We start from the raw sequence: 25,489 nt of genomic DNA on the forward strand, positions 1-25,489 counted from the left end.
TCATGACACAGCCTTCATGAGCGCTATCTTTAAGTTAAATTGAATTAGTATCAATACCCTTTGGCGCTAAAGTCCAATGTCAGGGGAATCTCTACCCGCTCAATATGGGTGCGAAATGTGCCATCGGCGCATAACCATAGATGGCGAAAACCCGGGCCAATGGGTTCAAGGGAAAATTCAGGGGCGCGAGGCAAAAACTGGATACAGGTGGAAGGGCAACCTAGATACGTTACCCCTTGCCGCTCTGTGGCAAATTCTTGATGGATGTGACCAAAGAGAACAAGTTTCACCTGCGGATGGCGATCGAGAACGGCAAAAAGATGCTCAGGGTTCTGTAGGCGGCTACTGTCGAGCCAAGGGGCACCGGTCTTAAAGGGGGGATGGTGCAGGGCAATGAATGTGGGGCGATCGCCGGTGCGACTCAAGGTCTCCTCTAGCCAACTTAAAATCTCAGGACTCAATTCACCATGAACTTTACCATCCGCTTGGGAGCTGAGGAGCAGGCCTTGCCAAGTGCCAAGGGTGATCTGGCGATCGCCCCTCAGCGGCAGACGTTCAAGCGCCGGCAGCATTGCCCTTGGTTCATCATGATTGCCGGGAATCCAATATACAGGACAGGTGAAGTCCCCAAAGGCAGTGGCCAAACGGTCGTAGGTGGTGGCAACGGGTTCTTGGGCCAAATCTCCCGTCAGTAGGAGGGCATTGGGAAACTGAGGGCGAATTGCATCTAAAACAGCAGCTAGGGATTGAGCTGTGGGCAGACCAAGGAGTCTGCCTTCCTCTGTGGCAAATAAATGCAGATCGGATAACTGGATCAAGTGAATGGGTTGATTCATAAACTTGCTGGGGGCTGGTAACGCTGCGGCTTGCAGACTCAGGCTATTTCATCTGATCAACCACCTTAACGCTGACAGAAGTTGCCGATTCACGCAAGCGAGTGGGTAAGGGGAGTTTGAGAGCTTGGCGCTGATTGATCATGTAAATGCTAATGAGAGTCAACCCCACCCCCACCAACTGAATTTGACTGAGGGTTTCGCCCAAAATCCAATGGCCAAAGGTGAGGGCAAAGACTGGTGTGAGAAACGTCAGGGCACTGAGACTGGTGAGGTTTCCCTTGGCAGCAAAATAGAAAAAGACACCGTAGGACAGTGCACTGCCAAAGAGGGTCGCATAGCCAAGGTTGAGGACATCGGCCCAATGTAGGGTTGCCCAGGGGGCGGGAGTATTGAGACTCGGCCAGAGCAATAGGGGTAGCCCCCCCAAGACCATGTGCCAGCCTGTAGCGACAACGGGATCCGCATAGCGTGTCAAGGGACGCATGAGAATTGTCCCCACTGCCATTGAGAGGGCAGCCAAGAGCATCCACAGTTCACCCCGCTGCCACCACTGTCCCCAAGGAATACCTTGCCATGCGCTCGGTTCATGGAGCAAAGTCAACAGATCATCGCCTAGACCAATGCCACTAATGCCCACTAAGCCAAGAAATAGCCCCAGCCAACCCCAACCACCAACTTGCTCTTGATACAGCCAGCGAGACAGCAATGCCACCGCCAAGGGTTGGGAGTCAATCATTACAGAGCCAAGCCCTGCCCCAGTGTTCGCTAAGCCTGTGGCCAGAAACCCCTGAAATAAGAAACCATCCACAAGAGCAAAAAGACTAATCCATCCCCAGGCCCGCAAACTATTGGGTTGGGGTTTACCGAGGGCGATCGCCACTGCTAAAACCAGAAGGCCTGCGGGCACAAGGCGTACACCGGCAATCCACAGCGGCGAGGTGTGGGGCATCACCTCTTTCATAGCCACCATGGCAGTTCCCCAAAAGAAAAAGGGAGAGATTAAAATTAAGCGTTGCCAGAGTGCGGTCACAGGCGTTGCAAAATCAGGAGAAATGTTAAGGATTATTGCGATTCATATCCTTAAATTATAATCCTGCCGTGGAAAACGGCAACTTGAGAAGGGAATTGCCAAGTTGATTTGCTATAACAAGTTCTAACGACTTCCCTAGCATCCGAGGGAAATGATAGGCAGTGGGTGAGGAGCCGCAGCAGGACATGAAAGTACTAGAGGTTTGGCAACGGTGGTTCCGGCGGGTTCCTAAGTCAGCGGAGCTAGCGATCGCCCCTATGGAGACAACGACCACTGAATCTCTGCCCGCCCGTTGGCAAACCTACTGCCAACGACTTATGGCATATGAGGGGTGGCCTTGGCTCATCCCCTTTTTAATCTCCGGAGCAACCCTGATGACCGCCACTGCTTGGCTATTGGTTTTACCCCCCTTGCCCGATTGTCGTCACCCCAGCCTGATTATGAGCGAGGGCGATCGCCTCTACTGCGCCGATCAAGCAGCCCTCCACGGCAACTTACCCTCTCTAGCTCAAGCAATTGAAACGGTCAGTCAATGGCCAGAAGATCACCCCCTCTTTCCCCAAGCTAAGCGGCGTGTGGATGAGTGGTCAGCCGCCCTATTGGTGATTGCCCATCAACAGTTAAGCCAAGGCAATATTGACCTAGCCACCTTGCTTTTGCAAAAAATCCCCACCACCGCAGCGGCCTACTCCCAAGCCCAAGAGCTGCTGACTGCAACAAATGTGGGAGAAGGGGGGAACTTACTGACCACGGCTGAGGCGGCGCTGCGCCAGCAGGATTGGGGATTGGCATTGCTGCAAGTGAAATTAATGAATCAATTGGCCACCGACTACTGGCGCGAACAGGCACAAAAGCTCTCGGTGCGCATCTCCCAAGAACAGGATGCGTGGGTACAACTGGTGCAGGCACGGGATTTGGCGGCTTGGTTAACGGCCAATGAACTAGCAGAGGCGGTGATGCTGGCTCTAAAAATTCCCCCACAGGCGGTTGTCTATTCCCAGGCCCAGGCGGATATTCGCCGTTGGATTCCCAAAGTGTTTACCTATGCAGAGGAACGCTTGGCGACAGGCGATCGCGAGGGCGCTTTAGCCCTGATTGAGAAAATTGCCCCAGCTCTTGATGTTTCCTACCACGATCGCCCAATTGTCATCTTGGGTCAGGCCAAAGCTCTTGCAGCCAAGGGCACAGTTTTGAGCTACTGGGAGGCGATTGCTCGGGTGCAGCAAATTCCCAGCACCGATCCACTTTATGAATCGGCTCAAGCTTACCTCAAAAGATGGCAGCAACAGTTACGTAACCGGCAGCATCTTCAGTGGGCCTCGTGGCTTGCTAGTTCCCGTCTGCGCTGGGGGTATGCATTGGCCATTGCTCAAGCTCGGCAGGTGTCCCTTGGTCAGCCGGAACGGGCTCAAGCCCAGGGTTTAATTGCTCTTTGGCAGCGGGATCTGCGCACAATTGATGAGCAGCCCCTGCTCCATGCGGCGATCGCCCTCGCAGAACAGAAACAATACCAAGCTGCTTTGGGAGTTCTCCGATTGTTCCCCGCCAATGCTGTGCTCGCTACCGCAGTGGCCAACTATCGCAACGAGTGGCAAGAGAAACTCGAAGAAATTGAGGATCGTCCCATTTTGGATCGAGCCATTCGTTTGGCCCAGGAAGGCAAACTTGAGGAAGCCATCCAAACCGCTGAGCAAATTCGTCGCGATCGCGCCCTCTACCGTGCAGCCTTGAACAAAATTTGGCAATGGGATTACGAATTGAGCCTGCGTCAACGGCAGCAAGCGATTCCCACAATTCCCTGGTGGGAAAGCCCCCCCAGTGTCCCTAAACGTACCTCTGAACAAGCAGCCGAGCCAGAATCATCTGCCCCGGCAACACCGACGCCAGAGGCCACCATCCCTGCAGCCGCACCGGAAGCCTCTCCTAGATCTACACCAACACCTGAGACCGCGGTTGCTCCTGCCAGTCCTTCACCTACACCGGAAGGTCCTGCTGCTCCTACGCCGATACCTGTTCAACCCCCACTAGCGGAATCCGAACCAATGGCTACCCCCTAGCGATCGCTGGTCATCGTAAATCGTAAAATAGAGGCTCTGTGCAGTATCGGTAGCCCAGCTATGCGCCTCTCGCAAATGCTCTTTGTTACGCTTCGCGATGATCCAGCGGAAGCAGAAATTCCCAGTCACAAATTATTGCTGCGGGCGGGATATATTCGACGGATTGCCAGTGGCATCTATAGCTACCTGCCCCTGATGTGGCGAGTGCTGCAAAAAGTCAGTGCTATTGTCCGCGAAGAAATGAATCGCAGTGGCGCCCTGGAATGTTTGCTGCCGCAATTGCAACCCGCTGAGCTCTGGCAAGAGTCCGGGCGCTGGGATACCTATACCAAGGCTGAGGGGATTATGTTTTCCTTGACGGATCGTAGCCAGCGACAGTTAGGACTAGGCCCTACCCATGAAGAGGTCATCACCACTCTTGCCAAGGACTTAATTCGCTCCTATCGGCAGTTGCCCGTTCACCTATACCAAATCCAAACAAAATTCCGCGATGAGATTCGACCGCGATTTGGGCTGATGCGGGGACGGGAATTCATTATGAAGGATGGCTACTCCTTCCATGCTGATGTGGCCAGCCTCAAGGAGACCTATCAGCTCATGTACAAAACCTACAGCCGGATTCTCCACCGCTGTGGCCTGACGTTTCGCGCCGTAGAGGCAGATTCGGGTGCAATTGGTGGCTCAGCATCCCATGAGTTTATGGTGCTGGCGGCTACCGGCGAAGATGAAGTCCTCTATACGGCTGACGGTCAATACGCTGCCAATGCGGAAAAGGCGGTGTCACTGCCCCCAGATCCCCTGCCTACAACTTACAAAAAGGTGGCAACGCTGGAGACTCCCAATGCGGCAACAATTGATGCCCTCGTTGAACAGTTACAGTGCCATCCCAGCCAAATTGTAAAAAATGTGCTCTATCGTGCGGTGTTTGATAACGGACGGATTGGTCTAGTGTTGGTGAGTATTCGCGGCGATCAAGAGGTGAACAGCGTCAAGTTGTCCAACACTCTCACTTCCCTTGCGCCCAACTACGGGGCAAAAAAATTGCTGGATCTGCGGATGGCGGATGCCAATACGGCTCAAGAGTGGGCAGCAACCCCCATTCCCTTTGGTTACATTGGCCCTGATCTAGAGGATGCCGTTATTAAAGCCGATCCCCAGATTATTCCCCAGTGGATTCGCATTGCCGACTGTACCGTGACGGCGTTGCAGCGATTTATTACAGGAGCCAATTGCGATCAACAGCATCGGGTGGGGGTGAACTGGGGCAAATCCTGTCCCCTGCCGGCAATTGTGGCGGATGTGCGCAAAGCCCAAGCCGGCGATCGCGCCTGTCACGATCCCAATCAGTACCTAGAAAGTGCTCGAGGTATTGAAATTGGCCATATTTTCCAATTGGGCACCAAGTATTCTCAGGCAATGAAGGCCACCTACACCAATGAACAGGGGGAAGAGGTGCCGCTGGTGATGGGCTGCTATGGCATTGGTGTTTCCCGCTTGGCACAGGCGGCGGTGGAGCAGCACCACGACGCCCAAGGGATTATTTGGCCACTGGCGATCGCCCCCTATCAAGTGATCATTGTCGTGCCCAACATTGAGGACAGCCAGCAACTGCAAGTGGCCACTGACCTCTATGAGCAACTGCAGGCGGTAGGGATTGAGGTTCTCCTTGACGATCGCAATGAACGGGCAGGGGTGAAATTCAAAGATGCTGATTTGATTGGCATTCCCTACCGACTGGTAACTGGGCGGGCGATCACCCATGGCGAAGTGGAACTGGTGATTCGCGCAACAGGTGCCAAATCTACCCTCCCCTTGACCGAGGTGGTTCGTTATCTTGAGAAGGAGATCACTCAGCAGTTAGCCCAATGATTCTGAATCCCCAACAGCGCACGAAATTAGATAGCCGTAGCGACGATCTCTTTTATGCGGTGCCCCGCTTTGTGACCCATGTGGATGACTTCTTTCTGGCGCGCCTGACGGATCTTTACCGCCAATACTTGCAGCCGCAAATGCGGATCTTGGATCTCATGAGTAGTTGGGTCTCCCATCTACCCCCAGAGTTATCCTTTGGGGAGGTGGTGGGTCATGGTATGAATGCGGCGGAGTTAGCCCGTAACCCGCGGCTAGATCGTTACTTTGTCCAAGACTTAAACAAAGAGCTGGCTTTGCCCCTAGAGGATGCCAGTTTTGATGCCGTACTCATGGCAGTGTCTGTACAGTATCTACAGTATCCAGAGGCCATATTCACAGAAATTGCCCGTATCCTGCAGCCCCAAGGCATCGTTATTGTCAGCTTCTCGAATCGGATGTTTTTTGAAAAGGCAATTCAGGCTTGGCGAGACGCTACAGAGAGCGATCGCCTACAGTTAGTGCAAACCTACATTAACAGTATTCCCGCCCTCAAGGTGATTAAAACGCATCTACCTCGTCGCTGGTCTTGGCTGGCCTTTACCGATCCTTTTTATGCTGTCGTTGGTCAAAAGCAATCAGCGTGAGGGTCAGAGGTGGAGTCTATGAGCAGTTTCGCGGTGCCCTGCTAGGACTCCTATGGGGTCTAGCTAAGGAGGATGCGAATTTAGCACAGACACTGCCGCAACAATGGCTGCTCCGTGACCAGGGGGATTGGTGCGTACAGCTTCCACAACTGCTCGCCTCATGGGATCAACCCCTAGTTTCAGTGGCCAAAGAGTTGCAAGACATCCAAACCCTGCTGCATGAATACCTAGACGCGGCTTGGGCACCTGAGCCTTTATCTGTCCCCGCCGCCAGAGGGGACATTCTCCGCTATGCCTTGGCGATCGCCCCTTGGGATCTAGAATTAGCTCATCAAATTGTCAGCCAGCAACAAGCGAACGCTGGTCTTTTCTTGAGCTGTCTTTTTGGTGCCTATTGGGGAGCATTGGCCTTACCCCTCGGCGCATGGAAACATTGGACGCCCACAGTGGCTGAAGTTCTCGAGAATGTGATGGCCCAATGGACAGGAGGCATCGGCAACGAAATCCCGCTTGCTCCCAAGGCCGGAGTGACATACTCCTGATCCTCACGCTGTGGGTAGAGGGCGGGCTTTTCCAGTCTTTCGACCTTTGCATTTTATAGTGAGCCGATGCCCTAGGCTCACTTTTTTGACCCCAACATATTGCCGCAAAGTGTTCATTTTTTGGATTAAGCGTACACGCTTCATCCTAAAAACTGCTGAGCTGACAGAGGTCAACGGTGAGGCCGACCATATCCACCTCCTGTTTTGGTGCTGCCCAAGTTCATTCACAACCTGAAGTCTGGCTCTAGTTGCAGGCTGCGGCTGAACAAGTGCCATGGCAAGTCGGTGTTTTGGAATGAGTCCTCGCCAGTGGTGGCGCGGTCACCATACCCGTCTTGAAGCGGTACATTGAGCAGCAAGATTCCCCTTCGGGGGAGCGCGGGATGTCCCGCCGATGAGCTAAAAGACTAGAGAGGTGGCTGCACTTGGTACATAGCGTTCTAGCCGTGCGCCCAAACCCTGCAACTTGGCTTCCATTTGCCAATACCCCCGATCCAAATGCTGCAAGCCATAGACGTGGGTTTCTCCGTGAGCCGCTAGTCCGGCAACCACCAAAGCTGCTGTGGCGCGTAAATCGGTACCCGTTACGGGGGCACTGGAAAGATGGGGTACCCCTCGAATCGCGGCGTGATTGCCCTTGACACGAATATCAGCACCCATGCGATTCAGCTCAGCCACATGGCCAAAGCGATTTTCAAACACCGTTTCGCTGACCAAACTATTTCCTTCGCTGATGGCCAGCAACGTCATCATTAGAGCTTGCATATCCGTGGGAAAGCCAGGGTAGGGGAGCGTTTCAATATCGGTGGCACGGTAGCGTTGGGCAGGGATAAAGCGCACACGGGTGGGATCGGGAAATTCAACCGTTGCTCCCATTTCCTCGAGTTTAGCAATAACGGGAGTCAGATGACTGGGAATCACGGGGGCAAGGGTAATTGCCGAGCGAGTGACAGCGGCTGCCAAAAGAAATGTACCGGCCTCAATGCGATCGGGAATAATTTCATATTCAGTGCCGTGGAGGCGATCGACCCCCACAATTGTGATTGAATTGGTACCTGCGCCATAGATTTTTGCCCCCATTGCGATACAAAAGTTCGCCAAATCCACCACTTCGGGTTCTTGGGCGGCATTTTCAATTGTGGTTTCCCCCTCGGCAAGGGTGGCTGCCATCATCAGGGTCTCCGTTGCGCCGACACTCGGATAGTCCAAATAAATCCGTGTTCCCTTGAGTTTGGTGGCACTGGCGGTAACAACACCGTGATCAATCGTAACTTCGGCACCCATTGCTTGCAGACCACGCACGTGCAGCTCTACCGGGCGGGCACCAATGGCGCACCCCCCCGGCAGGGGGACACGGGCAACACCCAACCGTGCCACCAGAGGGCCAATGGCAAAGAAACTCGCCCGCAGTTGGCTAACGAGGCGATAGGGGGGATCATTGGTATTTAAGTCCGTAGCATCAATAGCAATCGTTTCAGTCCCGAGGCGTTGTACCTTCACCCCCAATGCTTGTAAAATTTCTCCCAAGCGGCGAATATCAGCTAAATCAGGCACTGCACGCAGAATGGTTGTATCGGCTGCTAAGAGTGCCCCTGCCATCAACACAAGTGCTGAATTCTTGGCTCCACTAATCCTCACCTCACCCGATAACCGATAGCCCCCCTGAATCTTGAGGTGTGCCTGCTCTGTGGTCAGCGGTGTTGCGGTCGAGGTTAGCATTTTTCACTCTCACAGCCAAAAGAATTCCAAGCGATTATAGCCGATCAGTGCGAATTTTATGCAAAGATGAATCCTATAAATAACTTAGCTATTGGATGGAACATCAGAATCTCAGCGACTTACTGCGGCAAGAGGTCGCCAAACAAAGTCAAACCGCTAGCAAGCGGAGTCGTCAGCAGCCCACTAAAGCAGAACTCGAGCAAGAAGTGGCGACCCTCAAAGCAGCGTTGGTAGCCGCAGAAGCTGAGAAAACTGCTCAGAATACCCAGATAGAGCAATTGCAACAGGAAGTGCAAACGTGGCGCGATCGCGCCCAAGCTTTTGACACAGCCCTTCAGGAACTCCAGGCTCGCCATCAGGCGCTAGAAGCCAAATTTGCAGAAGCCAAACAAGTTATTCGTCAACTGAGTGCAGCTCAGCCCTACCGTTTTGAGGACGTGGGATTTAAGCCCCTTGTCAATGAAATTCCCACCCCCAATCCCAACGCTTCTCACCTTGGGGATGCGGAAATTGGTTGGTTTGATTAGGGGTTGTCCAACAGCTGAGGGCATACTTTAAGAAGATGAAAAAAATGTAAAGGCAGATAAATCAATTATTAAAATTCCCGCAGGGGTAATCTAATGTACATTTCATGAATCTGTATTAGCCTTAAGTTAAGTTACTTCCGATTCCTTCAGAGTCACAGGTTGCATGAATAATTCCGCCACTCCTAAGGGTCATCCTGTTAATTCAGTTTCCCACCCTAGCCCTGCCGCCAACGACGAACCCTGCGATTTGTATATCGAGAGCGATCGCACAGGGATGACAGTACAAACCCTGAAGCGCGCTTTTGTCGATAACCTCCACTACATCCAAGGCAAGGATGCCATGTTTGCTACGCCCTACGATTACTTCATGGCTCTTGCCTACACCGTGCGCGATCGCCTGCTGCATCGGCGGATTAAAACCGCCCAAACCTATTTTGAGCAGGATGCCAAGGTTGTCTATTACCTATCGGCGGAGTTTCTCATTGGTCGCTTACTCTTAAATAACCTGATTAACGTCGGCCTTTACGAGCAAACTAAACAGGCGATGGCTGACTTTGGCCTTGACCTCAACGAACTGATGGAGCGCGAACCGGAGCCGGGGCTAGGCAATGGCGGTTTGGGACGCTTGGCCGCCTGTTTCCTCGACTCTCTAGCTACTCTTGAAATTCCCGCTGTCGGCTACGGCATTCGCTACGAGTTTGGCATTTTCAAGCAAATTATCACCAATGGCTGGCAGCACGAAGTGCCCGACAACTGGCTGCGCTTTGGTAACCCCTGGGAGATTGCCCGTCCTGATTACAACGTCGAGGTTAAGTTTGGCGGCCACACCGAAGCTTACACCGATGCTCAAGGGCACTACCGCGTGCGCTGGGTTTCTAGCACCACAGTGTTTGGAACCCCCTACGATACACCCATTCCTGGCTATGGCAAAAACACCGTCAACACGCTTCGCCTCTGGAGTGCCCGCGCCGCCCAAGACTTTAACCTTCAGGTCTTCAACGCGGGTGACTACACCCAAGCAGTCTCTGAAAAAACCTTCAGTGAGAACATTTCAAAGGTTCTCTACCCCAATGACAACACCCCCCAAGGGAAAGAACTGCGGCTGCGGCAACAGTATTTCTTTGTCTCTTGTTCCCTACAGGACATCATCCGTCTTTACCTGCGGCGGCACACTAGCTTTGAGGCTTTTCCTGACAAGGTGGCAATTCAGCTCAACGATACGCATCCGGCGATTGGCGTAGCTGAGCTAATGCGACTGCTGGTGGATGAGTACCAACTGGGTTGGGAAAAGGCCTGGGATATTACTCAGCGCACCTTTGCCTATACCAACCACACCCTCCTAGCAGAAGCCCTCGAGCGCTGGTCTGTGGAACTTTTTGGTCAACTGCTGCCGCGCCACCTTGAAATTATTTACGAGATTAACTACCGCTTCCTGAATGAGATTCGCCTGCGCTACCCTGGCAACATTGCCCGCTTGGCACGCATGTCTTTGATTGAGGAAGGGCATCCCAAACAGGTGCGCATGGCGCACTTGGCCTGTGTCGGCAGCCATACGGTCAATGGCGTGGCAGAACTGCACACAGAGTTAATCAAGCAGGAGCTAATGCGGGACTTCTATGAAATGTACCCAAACAAGTTCCAAAACAAAACCAATGGCATTACCCCCCGCCGTTGGCTATTGATGAGCAATCCGCGCTTGGCCAGCTTGATTACCGAAACGCTGCAGAGCGATCGCTGGATTACCCACTTAGAAGATCTACGGGGTCTAGAACCCTACGCTACCGATCCCGCCTTTCAAGCCAAGTGGCAGCAAATCAAACAAGCCAATAAAGAGCGCTTGGCGGAGTATATCTGGCGCAACAATCAAATCGAAGTAGATCCCTATTCCCTCTTTGACATTCAAGTTAAGCGCATCCACGAGTATAAGCGGCAGCATTTAGCGGTGCTCCACATCATTACGCTCTACGAGCAAATCAAAGCCAATCCCCACATGGACATTCAGCCGCGCACGTTTATTTTTGGCGGCAAGGCAGCCCCTGGCTATTTCATGGCCAAAATGATCATCAAACTGATTAATTCCGTGGGCGATATGATCAACCACGACAGTGATGTAAATGGCCGTCTCAAGGTGGTATTCCTGAGCAACTACTCTGTTTCGCTTGGAGAGATGGTCTATCCCGCTGCCGATCTTTCGGAGCAGATCTCCACCGCTGGGAAAGAGGCCTCCGGCACCGGCAATATGAAGTTTGCCCTCAACGGGGCACTGACCATTGGCACACTGGATGGCGCGAATGTGGAAATTCGCCAAGAAGTGGGGGCAGAGAACTTCTTTCTCTTTGGTCTGACAGCTCAAGAGGTGATGAGCCTCAAAGCCGAGGGCTACAATCCCCGCGAGTACTACAACAGCAACCCAATGCTGAAAAAGGTAATTGATACGCTCATTTCTGATTACTTCAATCCACGGGAGCCGGGCTTGTTTGAACCGATTGTCAATTCCCTTCTCAACGAGGATCAATACATGCTGCTGGCGGACTATCAGTCCTATGTGGATTGCCAACAGCGGGTCGCCCAAGCCTTTCGCGACAAGACCCACTGGACTCAGATGTCCATCCTCAATGTGGCACGCATGGGCAAATTCTCCAGCGATCGCACAATTGCCGAGTACTGCAGAGACATCTGGCACGTCAAACCCGTTCCCGTTTCCCTGGATGCCTGTCGGCCTGCCTTTCGCCCCAGTCGCATGAGTCAAGCCAGTGGTCTTTAGGTGGCTGCCCTTTTTGCTCTACACTAGGGCAAGTCTCAAGCAGTGGAACAGAATGAATGGCGGGAATCGGCACAGCCCTACAGGTTTTTCAAAGTCGCAAAATGGCGGCACTGCTCTTGTTGGGCTTTTCGTCGGGATTGCCGCTGTTTCTCACCAGTCGAACACTGCAGGCTTGGATGACGGTTGAGGGCATTGATTTAACTGCCATTGGCCTATTTAGCCTAGTGGGGTTGCCCTACTCGCTGAAGTTTCTCTGGTCACCGTTGCTGGATCGCTATGCGATCCCCTTTTTAGGACGGCGGCGGGGCTGGTTACTGCTGATTCAAGTGCTCCTTTTGGGAGCGATCGCCCTAATGGCGGTGCAGGATCCGAGTAGAAGCCTACGGCTGTTGGCGGTCAATGCCTTGGCCATTGCCTTTTTGAGTGCTAGTCAAGATATTGCCGTGGATGCCTACCGTACCGATGTCCTAGACCCCCTTGAAATGGGGGCGGGTGCAGGGATTTACGTCCTTGGCTATCGCATTGCGCTGTTGGTTACAGGTTCCCTAGCCCTAATCCTAGCCGATCAACTGCCCTGGCCGCTGGTTTACGTCCTCATGGCATTGCTGATGTTGGTGGGTCTGCTCGCCACGCTGTGGGCGCCGGAACCGGCCGTGCATCCCCCTGTCCCTCACTCTTTGACTGAAGCGGTCATTCAACCCTTCCTTGATTTTTTCCAGCGTTACGGTTGGGGAACTGGACTGGTGATTTTACTCTTTATCTGTCTCTACCGCTTAGGAGATGCCCTCACAGGTAATATGATGACCCCCTTTCTGTTGCAGCAGGGCTTTAGCCAAACCCAAATTGGAGCAGTACAGGGAGGGGTGGGGTTGGTTGCCACAATTGTTGGCGCCCTTGCTGGGGGGGCGGCCATCAGCCAAATAGGGATTCACCGCGCCCTCTGGATCATGGGGGGGCTACAAGCCTCCAGCAATGTCTCCTATTTTGTTTTGGCCAATGCCGGTGCCAATCCCACGGTGATGGTGGCGGCCATTAGTATTGATAATTTCTGTGCGGGGCTGGCGATCGCTGCTTTGACCGCCCTTTTAATGAGCCTCTGCAATCCGCAATTTAGTGCAACCCAGTATGCCCTCCTCTCCAGTCTTTTTGCCTTTAGTCGGGATGTCTTAGCAGCCCCTGCGGGGAAAGCCGTAGAGATTATGGGCTGGTCGCTCTTTTTTCTCTTTACAATCGCGGCTGCCTTACCTGCACTGCTACTGCTGCCGTTTTTTGCCCCTTGGCGAGCGAAGCCAGCCTTTCCTCGTCCTGGTAGTGATGCTTAAGAAGACCTAGAGAAAATACTTTCAGAAAACTCAAATATGACAACCCTCATTCCTGTTCCCCTTGGTGAGTACTCCTATAGCATTGCCATTGGCGCGAATACACGGCAGCAATTACCTACTCTGTTGGCCGAACATACGCTCTTGACCCCCGATGCTCCTGCCCTCATCGTTTCCAATCCGCAAATTTGGCGGCACTACGGCGCGGATGTACAGAATGCCCTCGTCAAAAGCGGCTGGCAGGTCACACCCTGCATCCTACCGGCGGGGGAACGCTACAAAACCCTAAGAAGTGTGGAAAAGATTTACGATGCTGCTCTAGGTCAGCGGCTAGAGCGGAATTCTACCCTCTTTGCCCTTGGCGGTGGCGTCATTGGGGATATGACCGGCTTTGCAGCAGCAACATGGCTACGCGGCATTGCCGTAGTGCAGATTCCCACCAGTCTCTTGGCGATGGTGGATGCCGCCATTGGCGGGAAAACAGGGGTAAACCATCCCCAAGGCAAAAATCTCATCGGTGCCTTTCATCAACCCCGTCTTGTGGCCATTGATCCCGAGGTCTTAGCAACCCTCCCCACCAGAGAATTCCGTGCCGGCATGGCAGAGGTGATTAAGTACGGTGTGATTTGGGATGCAACGCTTTTTAATTTGTTAAGTCAATTGCCGCGCCTAGATCGCATGAGTGCCCTACCGTCTGAGTCGTTGATTCAAATCCTTCAACGTTCTTGCCAAGCCAAGGTAGATGTGGTGAGTAAGGATGAGCGCGAAGCTGGCCTGCGTGCCATCTTAAATTACGGGCATACAATTGGCCATGCCCTTGAGAGTATGGGCAACTATCGTCTCTTAAATCACGGTGAGGCAGTTGCTATTGGCATGATTGCTGCCGGGGAACTGGCTGTGGCTTTGGGGTATTGGTCAGTCGAAGATGCCGCCGCCCAACGGGCGTTGATTCTCAAAGCAAAACTGCCAACAACAATCCCCCCTCACTTTGATATAGAGGGACTGTTAGCACGTCTAAAGCATGACAAGAAGGTACAGGCGCAAAAGGTACGCTTTGTTCTCCCCACCGCGATCGGCCATGGGGAAATTGTAGATCACGTCCCAACAGAATTGATTCGCGAGATACTCCAGCGCCTGCAAGCTTAGCTAGGGGGGGTGCTATCTAATAAACATTTTTTGCTGGCTTTTAATTCTTTCCAAAGATTTTTAATTTGCTTGTAGGCTTCTTGGGGGGAGAGCTTACCACTGTTTTCAAGACCAGAAATGTAGCTCACTCGCGTGGCAAATTCCTGCAAGTTGGCATCAAATAAAAAGTTTTCGGGTGTAAACTCACCGTGGTAACGGCTGTGGGGATGTAAAAATTCGTATTTATTCATTGCTTACCTATCCTTTTCCCTCAGAAATTAACCTGTTCTTAACTTATTTTAACTGATTTTCCCTAGGCTCCCGTAGCTGCTGTAACAAAATCGTGATCTTGCTGGTTAAGAAACGGGGGTTTGTTAACAACTATTGACAAAAGATTAAGCATTATTAAGTTTGATTGATCAAATAAGGGAGACTTATCACACTACATAAGGGAAGTGTGATCCCTAGGGATCGCCGGATATAGATGCTGTTATTTAGGAATGCGGATACATGGTGCACGGACTTTCCTTGGCTCCCCGTTATCGCTTAGATGATGTTGATCCTTGGCTTTTGGGGATTGATCCCAGCCGTCATTATTGGCTGCAAATTAACGGGAATCCCCAGCAGCGGGTGGCTCTTCCAGGAGTCTGTGTCCAGAGTATCTCCGAACTGCGGGAGATCATGGAGGCGGTGCGATCGCTCCTACCGGGGCAGCAGTTGCAAATTCAGCGGGCGGCCACCTGTTTAGAAATTCACTGTGTGGCTGAAAATTTACTGGCGATCGCCCACCCTGTTGAGGGTGCCCCTGTTTGGCATCTCTTTGATCGGGAAACTCTCGAAAGTTTAGTGATGAGTGCCCATCCTAACTGGCAATGTCGGTCTGAGGATGTGGAGTTAGGGCGACAGCAACTATGGCAGTCGTTTCAATTACCCGTGGCCGCCTGAGCCGTGTCGAGGGCTTCACTGATTCGCCGCAGCACACCATTAATAAATCGGTGGCTGCCTTCATCGCTGTAGCGTTTAGCCAGTTCAATGGCCTCATTAATCGCCACTTGCTTGGCTACATCAAGATAGCGCATCTCTGCTACGGCAATTTCAATAATCGTGCGATCCAACTGCGTGAGTCGTTCCAATTGCCAATCTACCATTGAGCGGTTCACCAAATCCTCAATCTCGGCCCGATACCGCTGCAAACAGCGCAGGAGGGCGATCGCGTAGGCTTGGACTTCGTCTTGGTGGGCAAAGTACAGAATCTCGGGCAGATCAAGGGCAGTGCCTATTTTATTCAAACCCTTTTCCGCCCGCTGGAGGGCGTCTTGGAGCACCACTTGTGCCTTTTCGAGGTGGGGCAACTGAAACTCACTGTGGCGAAGCAGTCGCTGACTGTCACTTAATTCGGTGGCAGCCTGTTCGAGGGTATCGCGCACATCACTCGCCAGTGTACGTACCGCCATCAGGATTAAGCTGCGGCAGTCACTTTCATCGAGCAGTTTCGGTTGGCGTAACACCTGAGCCGCACTGAGCAAAGCCAATTCACGGGCAACACGACGAGCAGTTATCATGGGTCAATCCTCAAGAAAGAGTTCTTAGTGCACTGGTGGCAGGGCTGAGGTTGGAACCGATCCCGGTGTAACAATTCCTCCGGAAATAATCAGCTTAAAGGCATCCTCGATTGAAATATCCAAATCTCGCACATCCCGCTCACTGGCAATCCCATACCAACCCGTTGTCGGGTTAGGGGATGAGGGGATAAATAGACTCAGCATTGGTTCCGAGAACACCGTTTGCAATGAACCATTCATCGTACCAGTAACAAAGGCCACTACCCACAGACCTGGACGGGGGTATTCCACCAACACCACACGGCGAAAGCGATTGCGCGAGTCCCGCAGAATTGTCTCTAGGAGTTGCTGTAGCACCTTATAGATGCTGCCTGCCAAGGGAATGCGCTTGAGAAGACTCTCACCTGTGTTCAACAGCCATTGCCCAAAGATATTGCGCGCCATCAAGCCAATCAGCAAGATACCCGTTAGGGGCACAATAATCCCCACGCCCACATTGAGCAGATCCACCAACAGCGGGTGCCATGTTTTGAAAGGGTTTACTTGCTTAGGAATGCGGGTAAGGAGATCCAACACCCAACTGGAGACAGAAATCGATAGCCAAATCGTCGTTGCCAGGGGAATCACCACCAGTAGACCGGCAATGAGATCATTCTTAATGGCTTGTTGAAGGCGGTACAACACAGATACTCGTACGAGCAGACTTCTGTTTCTAGCTTAACGGTTGCTGCCACTGCGGGCACGATGAAAGGCTAAACTGCTGTAAAGCATGAAGGCAGCATCCCAAAGACTGTCTTCGCGGCGAAAAAGGTTGATGTGGGAGGGAATTTTGCTCAAGAGTTCCGTAAAGTCCAAGGCAGTTTCGGCAAAGCTGGTGAAGTCTTGCCACACGGGGCGATCGCCACAGTGCTGCTGCCAGAGACTCGATAACTGCCGCCACTTGACCCATGAGGTATTCTGATCCAACTCTAGATTGCTTTGGGCTACCTCCACCACTTGATTCAGGGGAATTCCTTGGTGAAACTGGTAGCCGCCGCGATAAAAGCGCAGGATTTGATTTTGGCTCAGTAAATGAAGATCACAGCACTGGGCATGATCCTGAATTTGTTCTTTGTAGGTCACTTGCCCTTGGCGATCGCGATCGAACACCTGCTCAAAAATTGGCAGCAAGCCCTCTACCCGCTGGCTCACCTGTGACCAAGCAAACGTTAGCTCCACTAGCTCTGGCGATAACGAGCTAGTACACACCACCCGCGGCTGTGGTGTCAAAGCCGTAAAATAACGTACCTGCAAGACAGGCGTTGCCGTCAATGCCTCAAAGGGGACACAAAAGAGGGTAAACCCCTGCTGTTTCAGTTCTTCGCAATAGACAGTGAGTTCTGCAAAATTTCCTGTGCGGATCAAACGCCAGCCCCGCGATGGAATCAACAATCGCGCTGTGTAGGGATCTATCTTAAACAGGGTGGCCAACAGTCGGGCAAGAATTGTCCGCTGCTCAGGAGCAACCACCCCCTCCAAGACAAGAACTCCCTGCTGCTCCACTCCCACCACGGTATGGGTTTCTAGAATGGCCTGTTGTCGCTGCTGTTGGCGAATTTGCTCAATTTTTTCCAAGCCGCGCCGTGCCATTTGCGTCAGTTTGGAGCCACAGTTAAGCCGCAGTAATTGGCGAAAGTTTGACTCAGCCGCCTCTAGGCGCTCTGTCTTAAGATGGAGTTGACCTCGGCACAGGAGCACTCGGGGGTCTTCGGGAGGCAAAGTCGCCAACAGTTTCTCTGCCTGTTGGAAATTTCCTTGATCCAGTGCTGTTAAGACCTCAGTCAGCATGGCTGGCACCCCCAATGCTTTACAACACTCCCTAACCACCAAATAAGCTGCCGAGGAAGCCTTCTAAACCGCCTTTGCCCATGCGCTCACCACGAATTTTCGCCAATTTCTCTAGCAGTTCGCGTTCCTCATGGGTAATGTGGGTGGGAATTTCCACATCAACGGTAATCAAGTGATCGCCCCGCGCCACAGGATTACCCACACGGGGCACACCTCGCCCTTCTAGGACTAACACTGTACCCGGTTGAGTGCCTGCGGGAATCTTTAGCTCTGCCTCTCCATCCACCGTGCTCACCCGAATTCGACAGCCAAGAATCGCTTGCAGGTAGCTAATTTTAATCCGCGATCGGATGTTGTTGCCTTCGCGCTGAAACTCCGGATCGGGTTCAACAAAAAGATAGACGTAGAGATCTCCAGGAGGACCTCCCCGCAAACCGGCGTCCCCTTCTCCCGAGACGCGTAGTCGTGTACCGTTGTCCACCCCGGCAGGAATCGTGATCTTCAGCTTTTTACTGACTTGGATGTGGCCTTGACCGCCACAGGACTCACAGCGATCTTCAATCACGACGCCAGAACCACCACAGGTGGGACAGGTGGTTAGTTGGGTAAAACTACCAAAGGGGGTTCGTGCCGATCGCCGCACTTGGCCGATGCCGCCACAGGTGCTACAAATCACAGGTCGTGTGCCGGGCTTCGCCCCAGTCCCTTGACAGGTCTTGCAGGTTTCCAAATGGGTAATGCGAATTTCTTTTTCACCGCCAAAGACCGCTTCGCGAAACTCCAGTTTTAGGTCATAGCGGAGATCTTCACCTCGGGTTGGTCCTTGCTGTCGCCGAGTACTCGTGGTAAATCCGCCAAAGAAGGTTTCAAAAATATCGGCGAAGCCACCCATATCGCCAATACCAAAATCACTAAAGCCAGTAGCTCCCACACCACTGACTCCGGCTTCGCCAAAGCGATCGTAGTTGGCCCGCGCTTGGGGATCGGAGAGCACCTCATAGGCACGGTTGATTTCCTTGAATTTTTCTTCAGCGCCCGGTTCTTTGTTGACATCGGGGTGATACTTGCGAGCCAAGCGCCGATAGGCTCGTTTCAATTCCTCAGCATCCGCAGACCGTGAGACACCCAAGATCTCATAGAAATCACGAGCCATAGCTACCGTTACCTAAATTAATCAACCGCTTCATAGTCTGAAACAACTGTTTCTTCATTATCGCTGATGATTGTGGCGTCACTATCTAAAACTTGAGTCGCTTGGGAACTGATTGTGGCTGCCCCCACTGTTGGGCCGGAGGCCATCATTGAACCACCTGCGGTTTGTTGATAAACTAAGTTCCCCAACATCCCTAAGGCCTGCTGTAGGGCTTCCATCCGCTGGCGAATTTCATCGGGAGTAATGTTGTCATCCACCATCGCTGCCTGCATCCTCTGAACGACCGGCTCAATGTGTGCCCGCAGATCGGGAGTTAAGGTAACGCTGTTGTTTTTGATCATTGATTCATAGCTGTATAGCAAAGCATCGGCTTGGTTGCGCAGTTCGGCAATTTCTTTTTTGATTTGATCTGCTTGGGCATAGATCATGGCTTCTTGGCGCATGCGCTCAATTTCCATGCTGCTGAGGCCACCGCGATTGGTAATACGCACGCTTTGCTGCCGACCAGTGGCGCGATCAACGGCAGACACACTCAAGATACCGTTGGCGTCAATATCAAATGTAACATCAATTTGCGGTACTCCTCGGGGGGCAGGGGCAATGCCTGTGAGTTCAAAGCAGGCCAGTTGTTTATTGTCTTTGGCGATGGGACGCTCCCCTTGATAGACGGCAATTTCAACCACGGTTTGGCCATCAGTGGCAGTGGAAAAAGTCTGGGTTTTGCTGGTGGGGAGGGTGGTGTTGCGTTCAATAATTTTTGTAAAGACACCGCCAAGGGTTTCGAGACCCAAGGAAAGGGGCGTAACGTCTAAAAGTAGCAGATCCTTAACAGTTGTTTCCTTGCTTAAAATACCGCCTTGAATTGCAGCACCAATGGCGACTGCTTCATCGGGATTGACAGAACGATCGGGATTTTTGCCACAGAATTGCTTCACCAACTCTTGAATGGCGGGGATACGGGTGGAACCACCCACAAGCAATACCCGATCAATGTCCTGAACCGTGAGACCTGCATCCGCGATCGCCTGCTGCATGGGTTCGAGGGTGGCCTGCACTAAATGGGCAGAAAGTTCCTCAAACCTACTGCGGGTGAGTTCCATTTCAAGGTGCTTTGGCCCTGTTTCATCGGCAGTAATAAAGGGCAAATTAATGGAGGTGCTCAGGGTGCCCGATAGCTCTACTTTAGCTTTTTCGGCAGCTTCACGCAGGCGTTGCAGTGCCATTTTGTCCTTGGAAAGATCAATTCCCTCTTGCTCCTTAAAACAGGCCAAGAGCCAATCGAGAATACACTCATCAAAGTTATCGCCCCCTAGGTGGTTATTGCCTGCTGTGGCGCGCACCTCAAAAACCCCATCGCCCAGTTGGAGAATGGAGACATCAAATGTGCCACCGCCCAAGTCAAAGACAAGAATCGTTTGATCCTGATCCTGCTTATCAATGCCGTAGGCTAAGGAGGCAGCGGTTGGCTCGTTAATAATGCGTAACACCTCAAGGCCGGCGATCGCCCCTGCATCTTTGGTGGCTTGGCGCTGGGCATCACTAAAATAGGCAGGTACCGTAATCACCGCTTGGGTGACGGGTTCCCCCAAATAGGCTTCAGCATCCTGTTTGAGCTTTTGTAGGATCATGGCGGAAATTTCTTGGGGGGTATAGGTGCGATCGCGAATTTGCACATCCACCATGCCATCACGACCCGGCACACAGGTATAGGACACACGGGCGCGTTCTTGCGCTGTTTCCTCCCAGCGGCGACCAATAAACCGCTTGATACTAAAAATGGTGTTTTCGGCATTGGTAACAGCTTGCCGTTTGGCCAATTGACCCACTAACCGTTCACCCGATTTGCCGAAGGCAACAATACTGGGGGTAGTGCGTCCACCCTCGGCACTGGGAATCACGACGGGATTGCCCCCTTCTAAGACGGCCACACAACTGTTAGTGGTTCCAAGGTCGATGCCGATGACTTTACCCATAGCCCTAATCGCTCATGTCAAAGATGCGTTTTTAAGAGCAGACTGGCCGTAAAAAGCCTGACTCTTTGGTTAGAATGCCGCAACAACGATGCTATCGTAACATCTGGTTTCAGAGGAAAAACTGTTCACCAATCATCTTAATTGACTGGAACAGGGTTGACCACAACCTTACTCACGAATGAGCGCCACCGCCACGCGGTCATTTCCCTGATCCATCACGGCCACACGAATATTGGGGCCAAAGAATGTCCGCATCTTTGCTTGCTTGGCTTGCCACACCTCAAGGGGAACTGCTGGTGAGTCAAACTCTAGAACTAATGTATAAGCACCATCCGTTAAGGTCTCGGCGATCGCCACTAAGACAGGACGCTCGGTATCCGAGGGACTCAAGCCTAAACTGGCCAAGGTGCTATCCAGATGTGCTGCTTGACCATAGCGATAGCGGCTGACATCCTTGCGGATTTGAGTTTGAACGGGTGTGGCTTGGGCACGGCCGGCGATCGCCTCCGCAGTTGGCGCTTCACGATAGGGTACCGGCTTAAGTTCTGCCGCCTTTAAGGCCAATCCTCCCAGGAGCAGGGGCACGCCGTAGAAAAATCCGGCCAGATTCAACGTGGCATTGCCTGTTGCATAGGCCACCACCCCCACCACGGTCAGCAGTGAACCGACCATTAGCCCCAATGTTCCTAGGGATACAGACCCCCACATGACCCTTCACCCCTTAGCGGTAATTTGTAAATTGTAACGGCACGGGGTAATCCTCCGTTTTCAGGCGTTGGATCACAGCTTGCAGATCATCCTTGGACTTGGCACTGACGCGCACCACATCCCCTTGGATGGCGGCCTGTACCTTCTTAAATTCATTGCGGATGAGTTTGCTAATTTCCTTGGCCAATTCTGAATTGATACCGCGCCGCAATTTAATCAGTTGTTTGACCCGTTGACCGCCTGCTGCCTCCACAGGTCCATAGTCAAAAATTTTCAGAGATAACTGCCGCTTTGCCGCCTTTTGTTGCAAAATGGTGTGCACTGAATTGAGGGTAAATTCACTCTCAGTGTGAATCGTCAGTCCTTCCTTGGTCAATTCAAGGGTGGTTTGGGTATCCTTGAGGTCATAGCGGGTTTTGATCTCTCGCTCCGTTTGATCCACTGCATTGACCAGCTCCTGCCAGTCGAAATCACTCACAATATCAAAAGAAAACGTGCTTGCCATGTTTAGGATTTTTGGGGATTCACTTGACCAATGATCCTTAATTTACCGTCATCGGTAACCTGCCAAATATCATAGACCCCAACAACGTCACCATTTTCATCTATATCCACGTTACCACTGGCCCCTTGGTAGTTGATTTCTTTCCCTTCTCGCAGTAGGGCTAGGGCTGTACATACATCGTCCACCTCTTCACCAGGAGGATTGGCCACGTCGCGCACTTTGCTGCGAATCCCTTCCCCAGTATTCTGCCCTGCGGCCTGTGCAGCTAGAACCAATAGAGCGGCTGCGTCCCAAGCCTGAGCGCCAAAGGCAGGGAGATCACCGCCTTTTTGAGTGCGCCACAGTTCCTGAAGGCGGCTCAGAGCGTTGCCATTGGCACCGGGGACTGTTCCCTTAGCGCCAGCAATAATGTATTTGCCATCGGCGGTACGCCCCACCTGCTCTGGAAAACTTTCGGACTTCACACCATCGGTGAGGAGAATGGCCACGTTCTGGGTGAGACCTTGCTCAAAGGCGGACTTTAGCAGGAGACTGCCTGTTTCGGGATAGACAATGGCCACCACTGCATCGGGTTTACCGCCAAAGGCCGCTGCGGCTTCGGTTGTAAAGGTCGTTGCCCGCTCATCATAACGGGTGGGGCGATCCTCATTAATGACTGTCCCGCCCAAGGCTTTGAAGGCACGGGTAAATTCCTGCTCAAAGCTACGGCCATAGTCGTTGTTGATCACCACAGTGGCCACCCGTTGATATCCTTGTTCTTTGGCCAGTTGGGCAAGGGCTTGGGCTTGGTAGTTATCGGGAGGAGCAGTGCGCGCCCAATAGCCGTCAAAGTCCCCTTTCTTGGCACGTTCTGTCAATAGGGTACTGGTACTGCCAGGGGAAATGAGCATCACCCGACCACGGGTGGCAATATCGGCGGCAGCATTGGAGACACTACTGCCAAAGGAGCCAACGACCCCTGCGACGCGGTCTATCTCAACTAACTTGGTCATGGCTTCAGCGCCAGCAGCAGGATTCGATTGATCGTCGGCAGCAATGAGGGTGACAGGCTGGCCATTGACACCGCCACAGGCATTTACTGTTTCCACCAGCAGGGGCACCACTTCCGCAATGGGGGTTCCCACAGAGGCCAAGTCACCAGTTGAGGGCAATAGTGAGCCAATGCGCAGTCCTTCACTGGTTGGGGCAGTGGTGGTAGTGTCTGCCTCACAGGCACCAATGCTCCAGAGGAGAAGTAACCCTGCAAAAATTTTTGCAACTGCCCATCCACCCGATGACGGTCGACCCATAGTAATCTACCCTCACAATTTGCCAGAGAATGCTACTGCAACTAAGGACATCTTGCAATGCCCAAAGACGATACCTTGGACAAAAAAAGGGACATAGATGCGTCACTCCGGCATCAACAGCCCCTTTGCATTCAATCCTCTGGATCCTCTGGGGATGAATTTTCCTAGGTAGAGGGACGCACTTGCCGCGCCATATTCAAGAATGCAGCCATATTGGCTCCCGGACGACGACGGGCAAAACGGGTGTAGGGAACACTGGGGGTAACAGGGGTCGCCGTGGGTTCTGCTGCAGCTGTAACAATGGGCGTGGGCGCTGCGGCAACGGGCTGAGGGGGTTGAGGAGCAGGTTCCGCCGCTTTAGTAGGGGTTGTCGGTGTAGCAGGGGCAGCCTTGTCTTCATCTAATTCAATGTAGAATTCGCCCTTTTTGCCCAGGCCAAAGAGTTTCGCGATCGCCCCAAACAGGCCGAAAATAGCACCAAAGAGTTTCTTCAACAGATTCATCTAAAAGCCTCCCAAGCGGTCGTTGTCAGTAAGGTAATGTGAGGATTACAGCCCCAAGTGGCAATCCTGAGGCTGTTGAGACTTTATTATCGAACGGTGGGGGGCACCAATCAACCGCAGACTGTGCAGCCCTTGTCTATAAGTATGGGATACCTCAAGGGGAGGTCAACCTCTGCGTTTTCAAGTTTTCAGGGAGTACCTCCATGGGAAAAGGACTGTAACTAAATATGGAAAGTCTGAGAGCGCTTATGTTACATTTTTCAAAGTAAAGCAGCGGTTTCGCAGGACTAATCATTACCTATGAGCAAAGTTTACGACTGGTTTGAGGAACGCCTCGAAATTCAGGCGATCGCCGATGACATTACCAGCAAATATGTTCCACCCCATGTAAACATTTTTTACTGTCTGGGTGGTATCACTCTCACCTGTTTTTTAATCCAATTTGCCACGGGTTTTGCCATGACATTTTACTACAAACCCACCGTGGCTGAAGCCTTTGCCTCTGTGCAGTACATCATGAATGAGGTCAACTTTGGCTGGCTGATTCGCTCTATCCACAAGTGGTCCGCCAGCATGATGGTGCTGATGATGATTCTGCACGTCTTTCGGGTCTATCTCACGGGTGGCTTCAAGAAACCCCGCGAACTCACTTGGGTGACGGGTGTGGTTTTGGCGGTGATTACCGTCAGCTTTGGTGTCACGGGCTACTCCCTGCCTTGGGATCAAGTGGGTTATTGGGCGGTCAAAATTGTTTCCGGTATCCCTGCGGCGATTCCCGTGGTGGGTGATCAACTGGTGGAACTCATGCGTGGTGGTGAAAGTGTTGGCCAAGCAACCCTCACTCGCTTCTATAGCTTGCACACCTTTGTGCTGCCTTGGTCAATTGCCGTCTTTATGCTGATGCACTTCCTGATGATTCGTAAACAGGGCATTTCGGGTCCCCTGTAAGCTCAGCATCAAGAAATGTAACAGAGCCTGCTATTTTCAGTGGTGCCACTTGTTATGCTCCAAATAATCTCCCCCTTGCTGAACCTCTAGGAGAACGATTGACTTATGGCAAAAGTTTTGAAAAAGCCTGATTTAACGAATCCAGTGCTACGGGCAAAACTGAAAAAAGGCATGGGTCACAACTACTATGGCGAACCCGCCTGGCCCAATGACCTACTCTATATCTTCCCCGTGGTAATTATGGGCACGATCGCCCTTGTGATTGGTCTGGCGGTGATGGATCCTGCCATGGTCGGTGAACCAGCGGATCCCTTTGCTACCCCTTTGGAAATTTTGCCAGAGTGGTACCTCTATCCCACCTTCCAGATTTTCCGGGTAGTGCCCAACAAACTACTGGGCGTCCTCATGAATGCCTCAATTCCCTTGGGCTTGATGCTAATTCCTTTCATTGAAAATGTCAACAAGTTTCAAAATCCCTTCCGTCGTCCTGTAGCCATGACGGTCTTCCTCTTTGGCACATTGGTGACGCTGTGGCTGGGGATTGGTGCGACTTTTCCCTTGGATAAGTCCCTGACCCTCGGCCTGTTCTAGATCTAAAGAGGAAATA

General features: G+C 52.4%; 24 protein-coding genes. 11 read left to right on the top strand and 13 right to left on the bottom strand.

Features of this window, described 5'->3' with window-relative positions:
• Positions 1-50 precede the first annotated feature (50 nt).
• Both cpdA and P3X23_RS02270 read right to left on the bottom strand, forming a co-directional pair.
• On the bottom strand, positions 51-836 hold the full coding sequence (gene cpdA, locus P3X23_RS02265; protein ID WP_300872744.1) for a 3',5'-cyclic-AMP phosphodiesterase: 786 nt from the start codon (positions 834-836) through the stop codon (positions 51-53).
• A gap of 43 nt (positions 837-879) precedes the next feature.
• Positions 880-1,866 carry a DMT family transporter gene (locus P3X23_RS02270; protein WP_300872746.1) on the bottom strand — a complete coding sequence of 329 codons (987 nt, stop codon included), beginning with the start codon at positions 1,864-1,866 and terminating at the stop codon, positions 880-882.
• Between the two features lie 161 nt (positions 1,867-2,027).
• Between P3X23_RS02270 and P3X23_RS02275 the strand changes: the two genes are divergently transcribed.
• Genes P3X23_RS02275 through P3X23_RS02290 form a run of 4 tightly spaced genes read left to right on the top strand, consistent with a single transcriptional unit; the run spans position 2,028 to position 6,960 of the window.
• The gene (locus P3X23_RS02275; RefSeq protein ID WP_300872748.1) at positions 2,028-3,923 is read left to right on the top strand and encodes a hypothetical protein; all 1,896 of its coding nucleotides are present in this window, start codon (positions 2,028-2,030) and stop codon (positions 3,921-3,923) included.
• A gap of 60 nt (positions 3,924-3,983) precedes the next feature.
• Positions 3,984-5,792, top strand: a complete 1,809-nt coding sequence (locus tag P3X23_RS02280) for a proline--tRNA ligase (protein WP_300872750.1) — start codon at positions 3,984-3,986, stop codon at positions 5,790-5,792.
• On the top strand, positions 5,789-6,418 hold the full coding sequence (locus P3X23_RS02285; RefSeq protein ID WP_300872751.1) for a methyltransferase domain-containing protein: 630 nt from the start codon (positions 5,789-5,791) through the stop codon (positions 6,416-6,418). Before P3X23_RS02280 ends, P3X23_RS02285 begins: the two co-directional genes overlap by 4 nt.
• Positions 6,415-6,960: a hypothetical protein gene (locus P3X23_RS02290; RefSeq protein WP_300872753.1), complete on the top strand. Its 546-nt coding sequence runs from the start codon at positions 6,415-6,417 to the stop codon at positions 6,958-6,960. The genes P3X23_RS02285 and P3X23_RS02290 overlap by 4 nt, the downstream gene beginning before the upstream one ends.
• Positions 6,961-7,359: 399 nt before the next feature.
• Here the strand turns inward: P3X23_RS02290 and murA are convergent, their stop codons facing one another.
• Complete coding sequence (murA, locus tag P3X23_RS02295) at positions 7,360-8,679, bottom strand: UDP-N-acetylglucosamine 1-carboxyvinyltransferase (RefSeq protein WP_300872755.1); 1,320 nt, start codon at positions 8,677-8,679, stop codon at positions 7,360-7,362.
• A 95-nt stretch (positions 8,680-8,774) separates the two neighbouring features.
• Between murA and P3X23_RS02300 the strand changes: the two genes are divergently transcribed.
• From P3X23_RS02300 to aroB, 4 genes are all read left to right on the top strand, one after another.
• Positions 8,775-9,206 carry a hypothetical protein gene (locus P3X23_RS02300; RefSeq protein WP_300872757.1) on the top strand — a complete coding sequence of 144 codons (432 nt, stop codon included), beginning with the start codon at positions 8,775-8,777 and terminating at the stop codon, positions 9,204-9,206.
• Positions 9,207-9,369: 163 nt separating this feature from the next.
• Positions 9,370-11,970 (top strand): glycogen/starch/alpha-glucan phosphorylase, encoded by a 2,601-nt coding sequence (locus tag P3X23_RS02305; RefSeq protein WP_300872759.1) that lies wholly within the window; start codon positions 9,370-9,372, stop codon positions 11,968-11,970.
• A gap of 56 nt (positions 11,971-12,026) precedes the next feature.
• Positions 12,027-13,292, top strand: a complete 1,266-nt coding sequence (locus P3X23_RS02310) for an AmpG family muropeptide MFS transporter (protein WP_300872761.1) — start codon at positions 12,027-12,029, stop codon at positions 13,290-13,292.
• 36 nt (positions 13,293-13,328) lie between these two features.
• Positions 13,329-14,435, top strand: a complete 1,107-nt coding sequence (aroB, locus tag P3X23_RS02315; protein WP_300872763.1) for a 3-dehydroquinate synthase — start codon at positions 13,329-13,331, stop codon at positions 14,433-14,435.
• Here aroB and P3X23_RS02320 read toward each other — a convergent pair.
• Positions 14,432-14,665, bottom strand: a complete 234-nt coding sequence (locus tag P3X23_RS02320; protein ID WP_300872765.1) for a hypothetical protein — start codon at positions 14,663-14,665, stop codon at positions 14,432-14,434. The two genes, aroB and P3X23_RS02320, sit on opposite strands and share 4 nt — an antisense overlap.
• Positions 14,666-14,924: 259 nt before the next feature.
• Between P3X23_RS02320 and P3X23_RS02325 the strand changes: the two genes are divergently transcribed.
• Complete coding sequence (locus P3X23_RS02325) at positions 14,925-15,359, top strand: hypothetical protein (protein WP_300872767.1); 435 nt, start codon at positions 14,925-14,927, stop codon at positions 15,357-15,359.
• On the opposite strand, the gene nusB is transcribed toward P3X23_RS02325, so the two are convergent.
• The 9 genes from nusB to P3X23_RS02370 form a co-directional block, all read right to left on the bottom strand.
• Positions 15,338-15,976, bottom strand: coding sequence for a transcription antitermination factor NusB (nusB, locus tag P3X23_RS02330; protein ID WP_300872769.1), 639 nt, complete (start codon positions 15,974-15,976; stop codon positions 15,338-15,340). The two genes, P3X23_RS02325 and nusB, sit on opposite strands and share 22 nt — an antisense overlap.
• A 24-nt stretch (positions 15,977-16,000) precedes the next feature.
• Entirely contained in the window at positions 16,001-16,660 is a 660-nt protein-coding gene (locus P3X23_RS02335) for a DUF502 domain-containing protein (RefSeq protein WP_300872771.1), read from the bottom strand.
• A 33-nt stretch (positions 16,661-16,693) separates the two neighbouring features.
• Complete coding sequence (locus P3X23_RS02340) at positions 16,694-17,803, bottom strand: tetratricopeptide repeat protein (protein WP_300872773.1); 1,110 nt, start codon at positions 17,801-17,803, stop codon at positions 16,694-16,696.
• Between the two features lie 31 nt (positions 17,804-17,834).
• Positions 17,835-18,956: a molecular chaperone DnaJ gene (gene dnaJ / locus P3X23_RS02345; RefSeq protein ID WP_300872775.1), complete on the bottom strand. Its 1,122-nt coding sequence runs from the start codon at positions 18,954-18,956 to the stop codon at positions 17,835-17,837.
• Between the two features lie 17 nt (positions 18,957-18,973).
• Positions 18,974-20,929, bottom strand: coding sequence for a molecular chaperone DnaK (dnaK, locus tag P3X23_RS02350; protein WP_300872777.1), 1,956 nt, complete (start codon positions 20,927-20,929; stop codon positions 18,974-18,976).
• A 168-nt stretch (positions 20,930-21,097) separates the two neighbouring features.
• Positions 21,098-21,637 (bottom strand): DUF2854 domain-containing protein, encoded by a 540-nt coding sequence (locus tag P3X23_RS02355; RefSeq protein WP_300872779.1) that lies wholly within the window; start codon positions 21,635-21,637, stop codon positions 21,098-21,100.
• Between the two features lie 13 nt (positions 21,638-21,650).
• Positions 21,651-22,142 carry a YajQ family cyclic di-GMP-binding protein gene (locus P3X23_RS02360; RefSeq protein ID WP_300872781.1) on the bottom strand — a complete coding sequence of 164 codons (492 nt, stop codon included), beginning with the start codon at positions 22,140-22,142 and terminating at the stop codon, positions 21,651-21,653.
• 2 nt (positions 22,143-22,144) lie between these two features.
• Positions 22,145-23,431 carry an ABC transporter substrate-binding protein gene (locus P3X23_RS02365; RefSeq protein ID WP_300872783.1) on the bottom strand — a complete coding sequence of 429 codons (1,287 nt, stop codon included), beginning with the start codon at positions 23,429-23,431 and terminating at the stop codon, positions 22,145-22,147.
• Positions 23,432-23,595: 164 nt separating this feature from the next.
• The gene (locus P3X23_RS02370; RefSeq protein WP_300872785.1) at positions 23,596-23,934 is read right to left on the bottom strand and encodes a hypothetical protein; all 339 of its coding nucleotides are present in this window, start codon (positions 23,932-23,934) and stop codon (positions 23,596-23,598) included.
• Between the two features lie 300 nt (positions 23,935-24,234).
• Here P3X23_RS02370 and petB point away from each other — a divergent pair, with 300 nt between their 5' ends.
• Both petB and petD read left to right on the top strand, forming a co-directional pair.
• Complete coding sequence (gene petB / locus P3X23_RS02375) at positions 24,235-24,882, top strand: cytochrome b6 (protein WP_300872787.1); 648 nt, start codon at positions 24,235-24,237, stop codon at positions 24,880-24,882.
• A 105-nt stretch (positions 24,883-24,987) separates the two neighbouring features.
• The gene (petD, locus tag P3X23_RS02380) at positions 24,988-25,473 is read left to right on the top strand and encodes a cytochrome b6-f complex subunit IV (protein WP_300872789.1); all 486 of its coding nucleotides are present in this window, start codon (positions 24,988-24,990) and stop codon (positions 25,471-25,473) included.
• The last annotated feature ends 16 nt before the right edge of the window (positions 25,474-25,489 follow it).

This window comes from Thermosynechococcus sp. Uc, assembly GCF_029335995.1.
In the GTDB taxonomy this organism is placed as follows: domain Bacteria; phylum Cyanobacteriota; class Cyanobacteriia; order Thermosynechococcales; family Thermosynechococcaceae; genus Thermosynechococcus.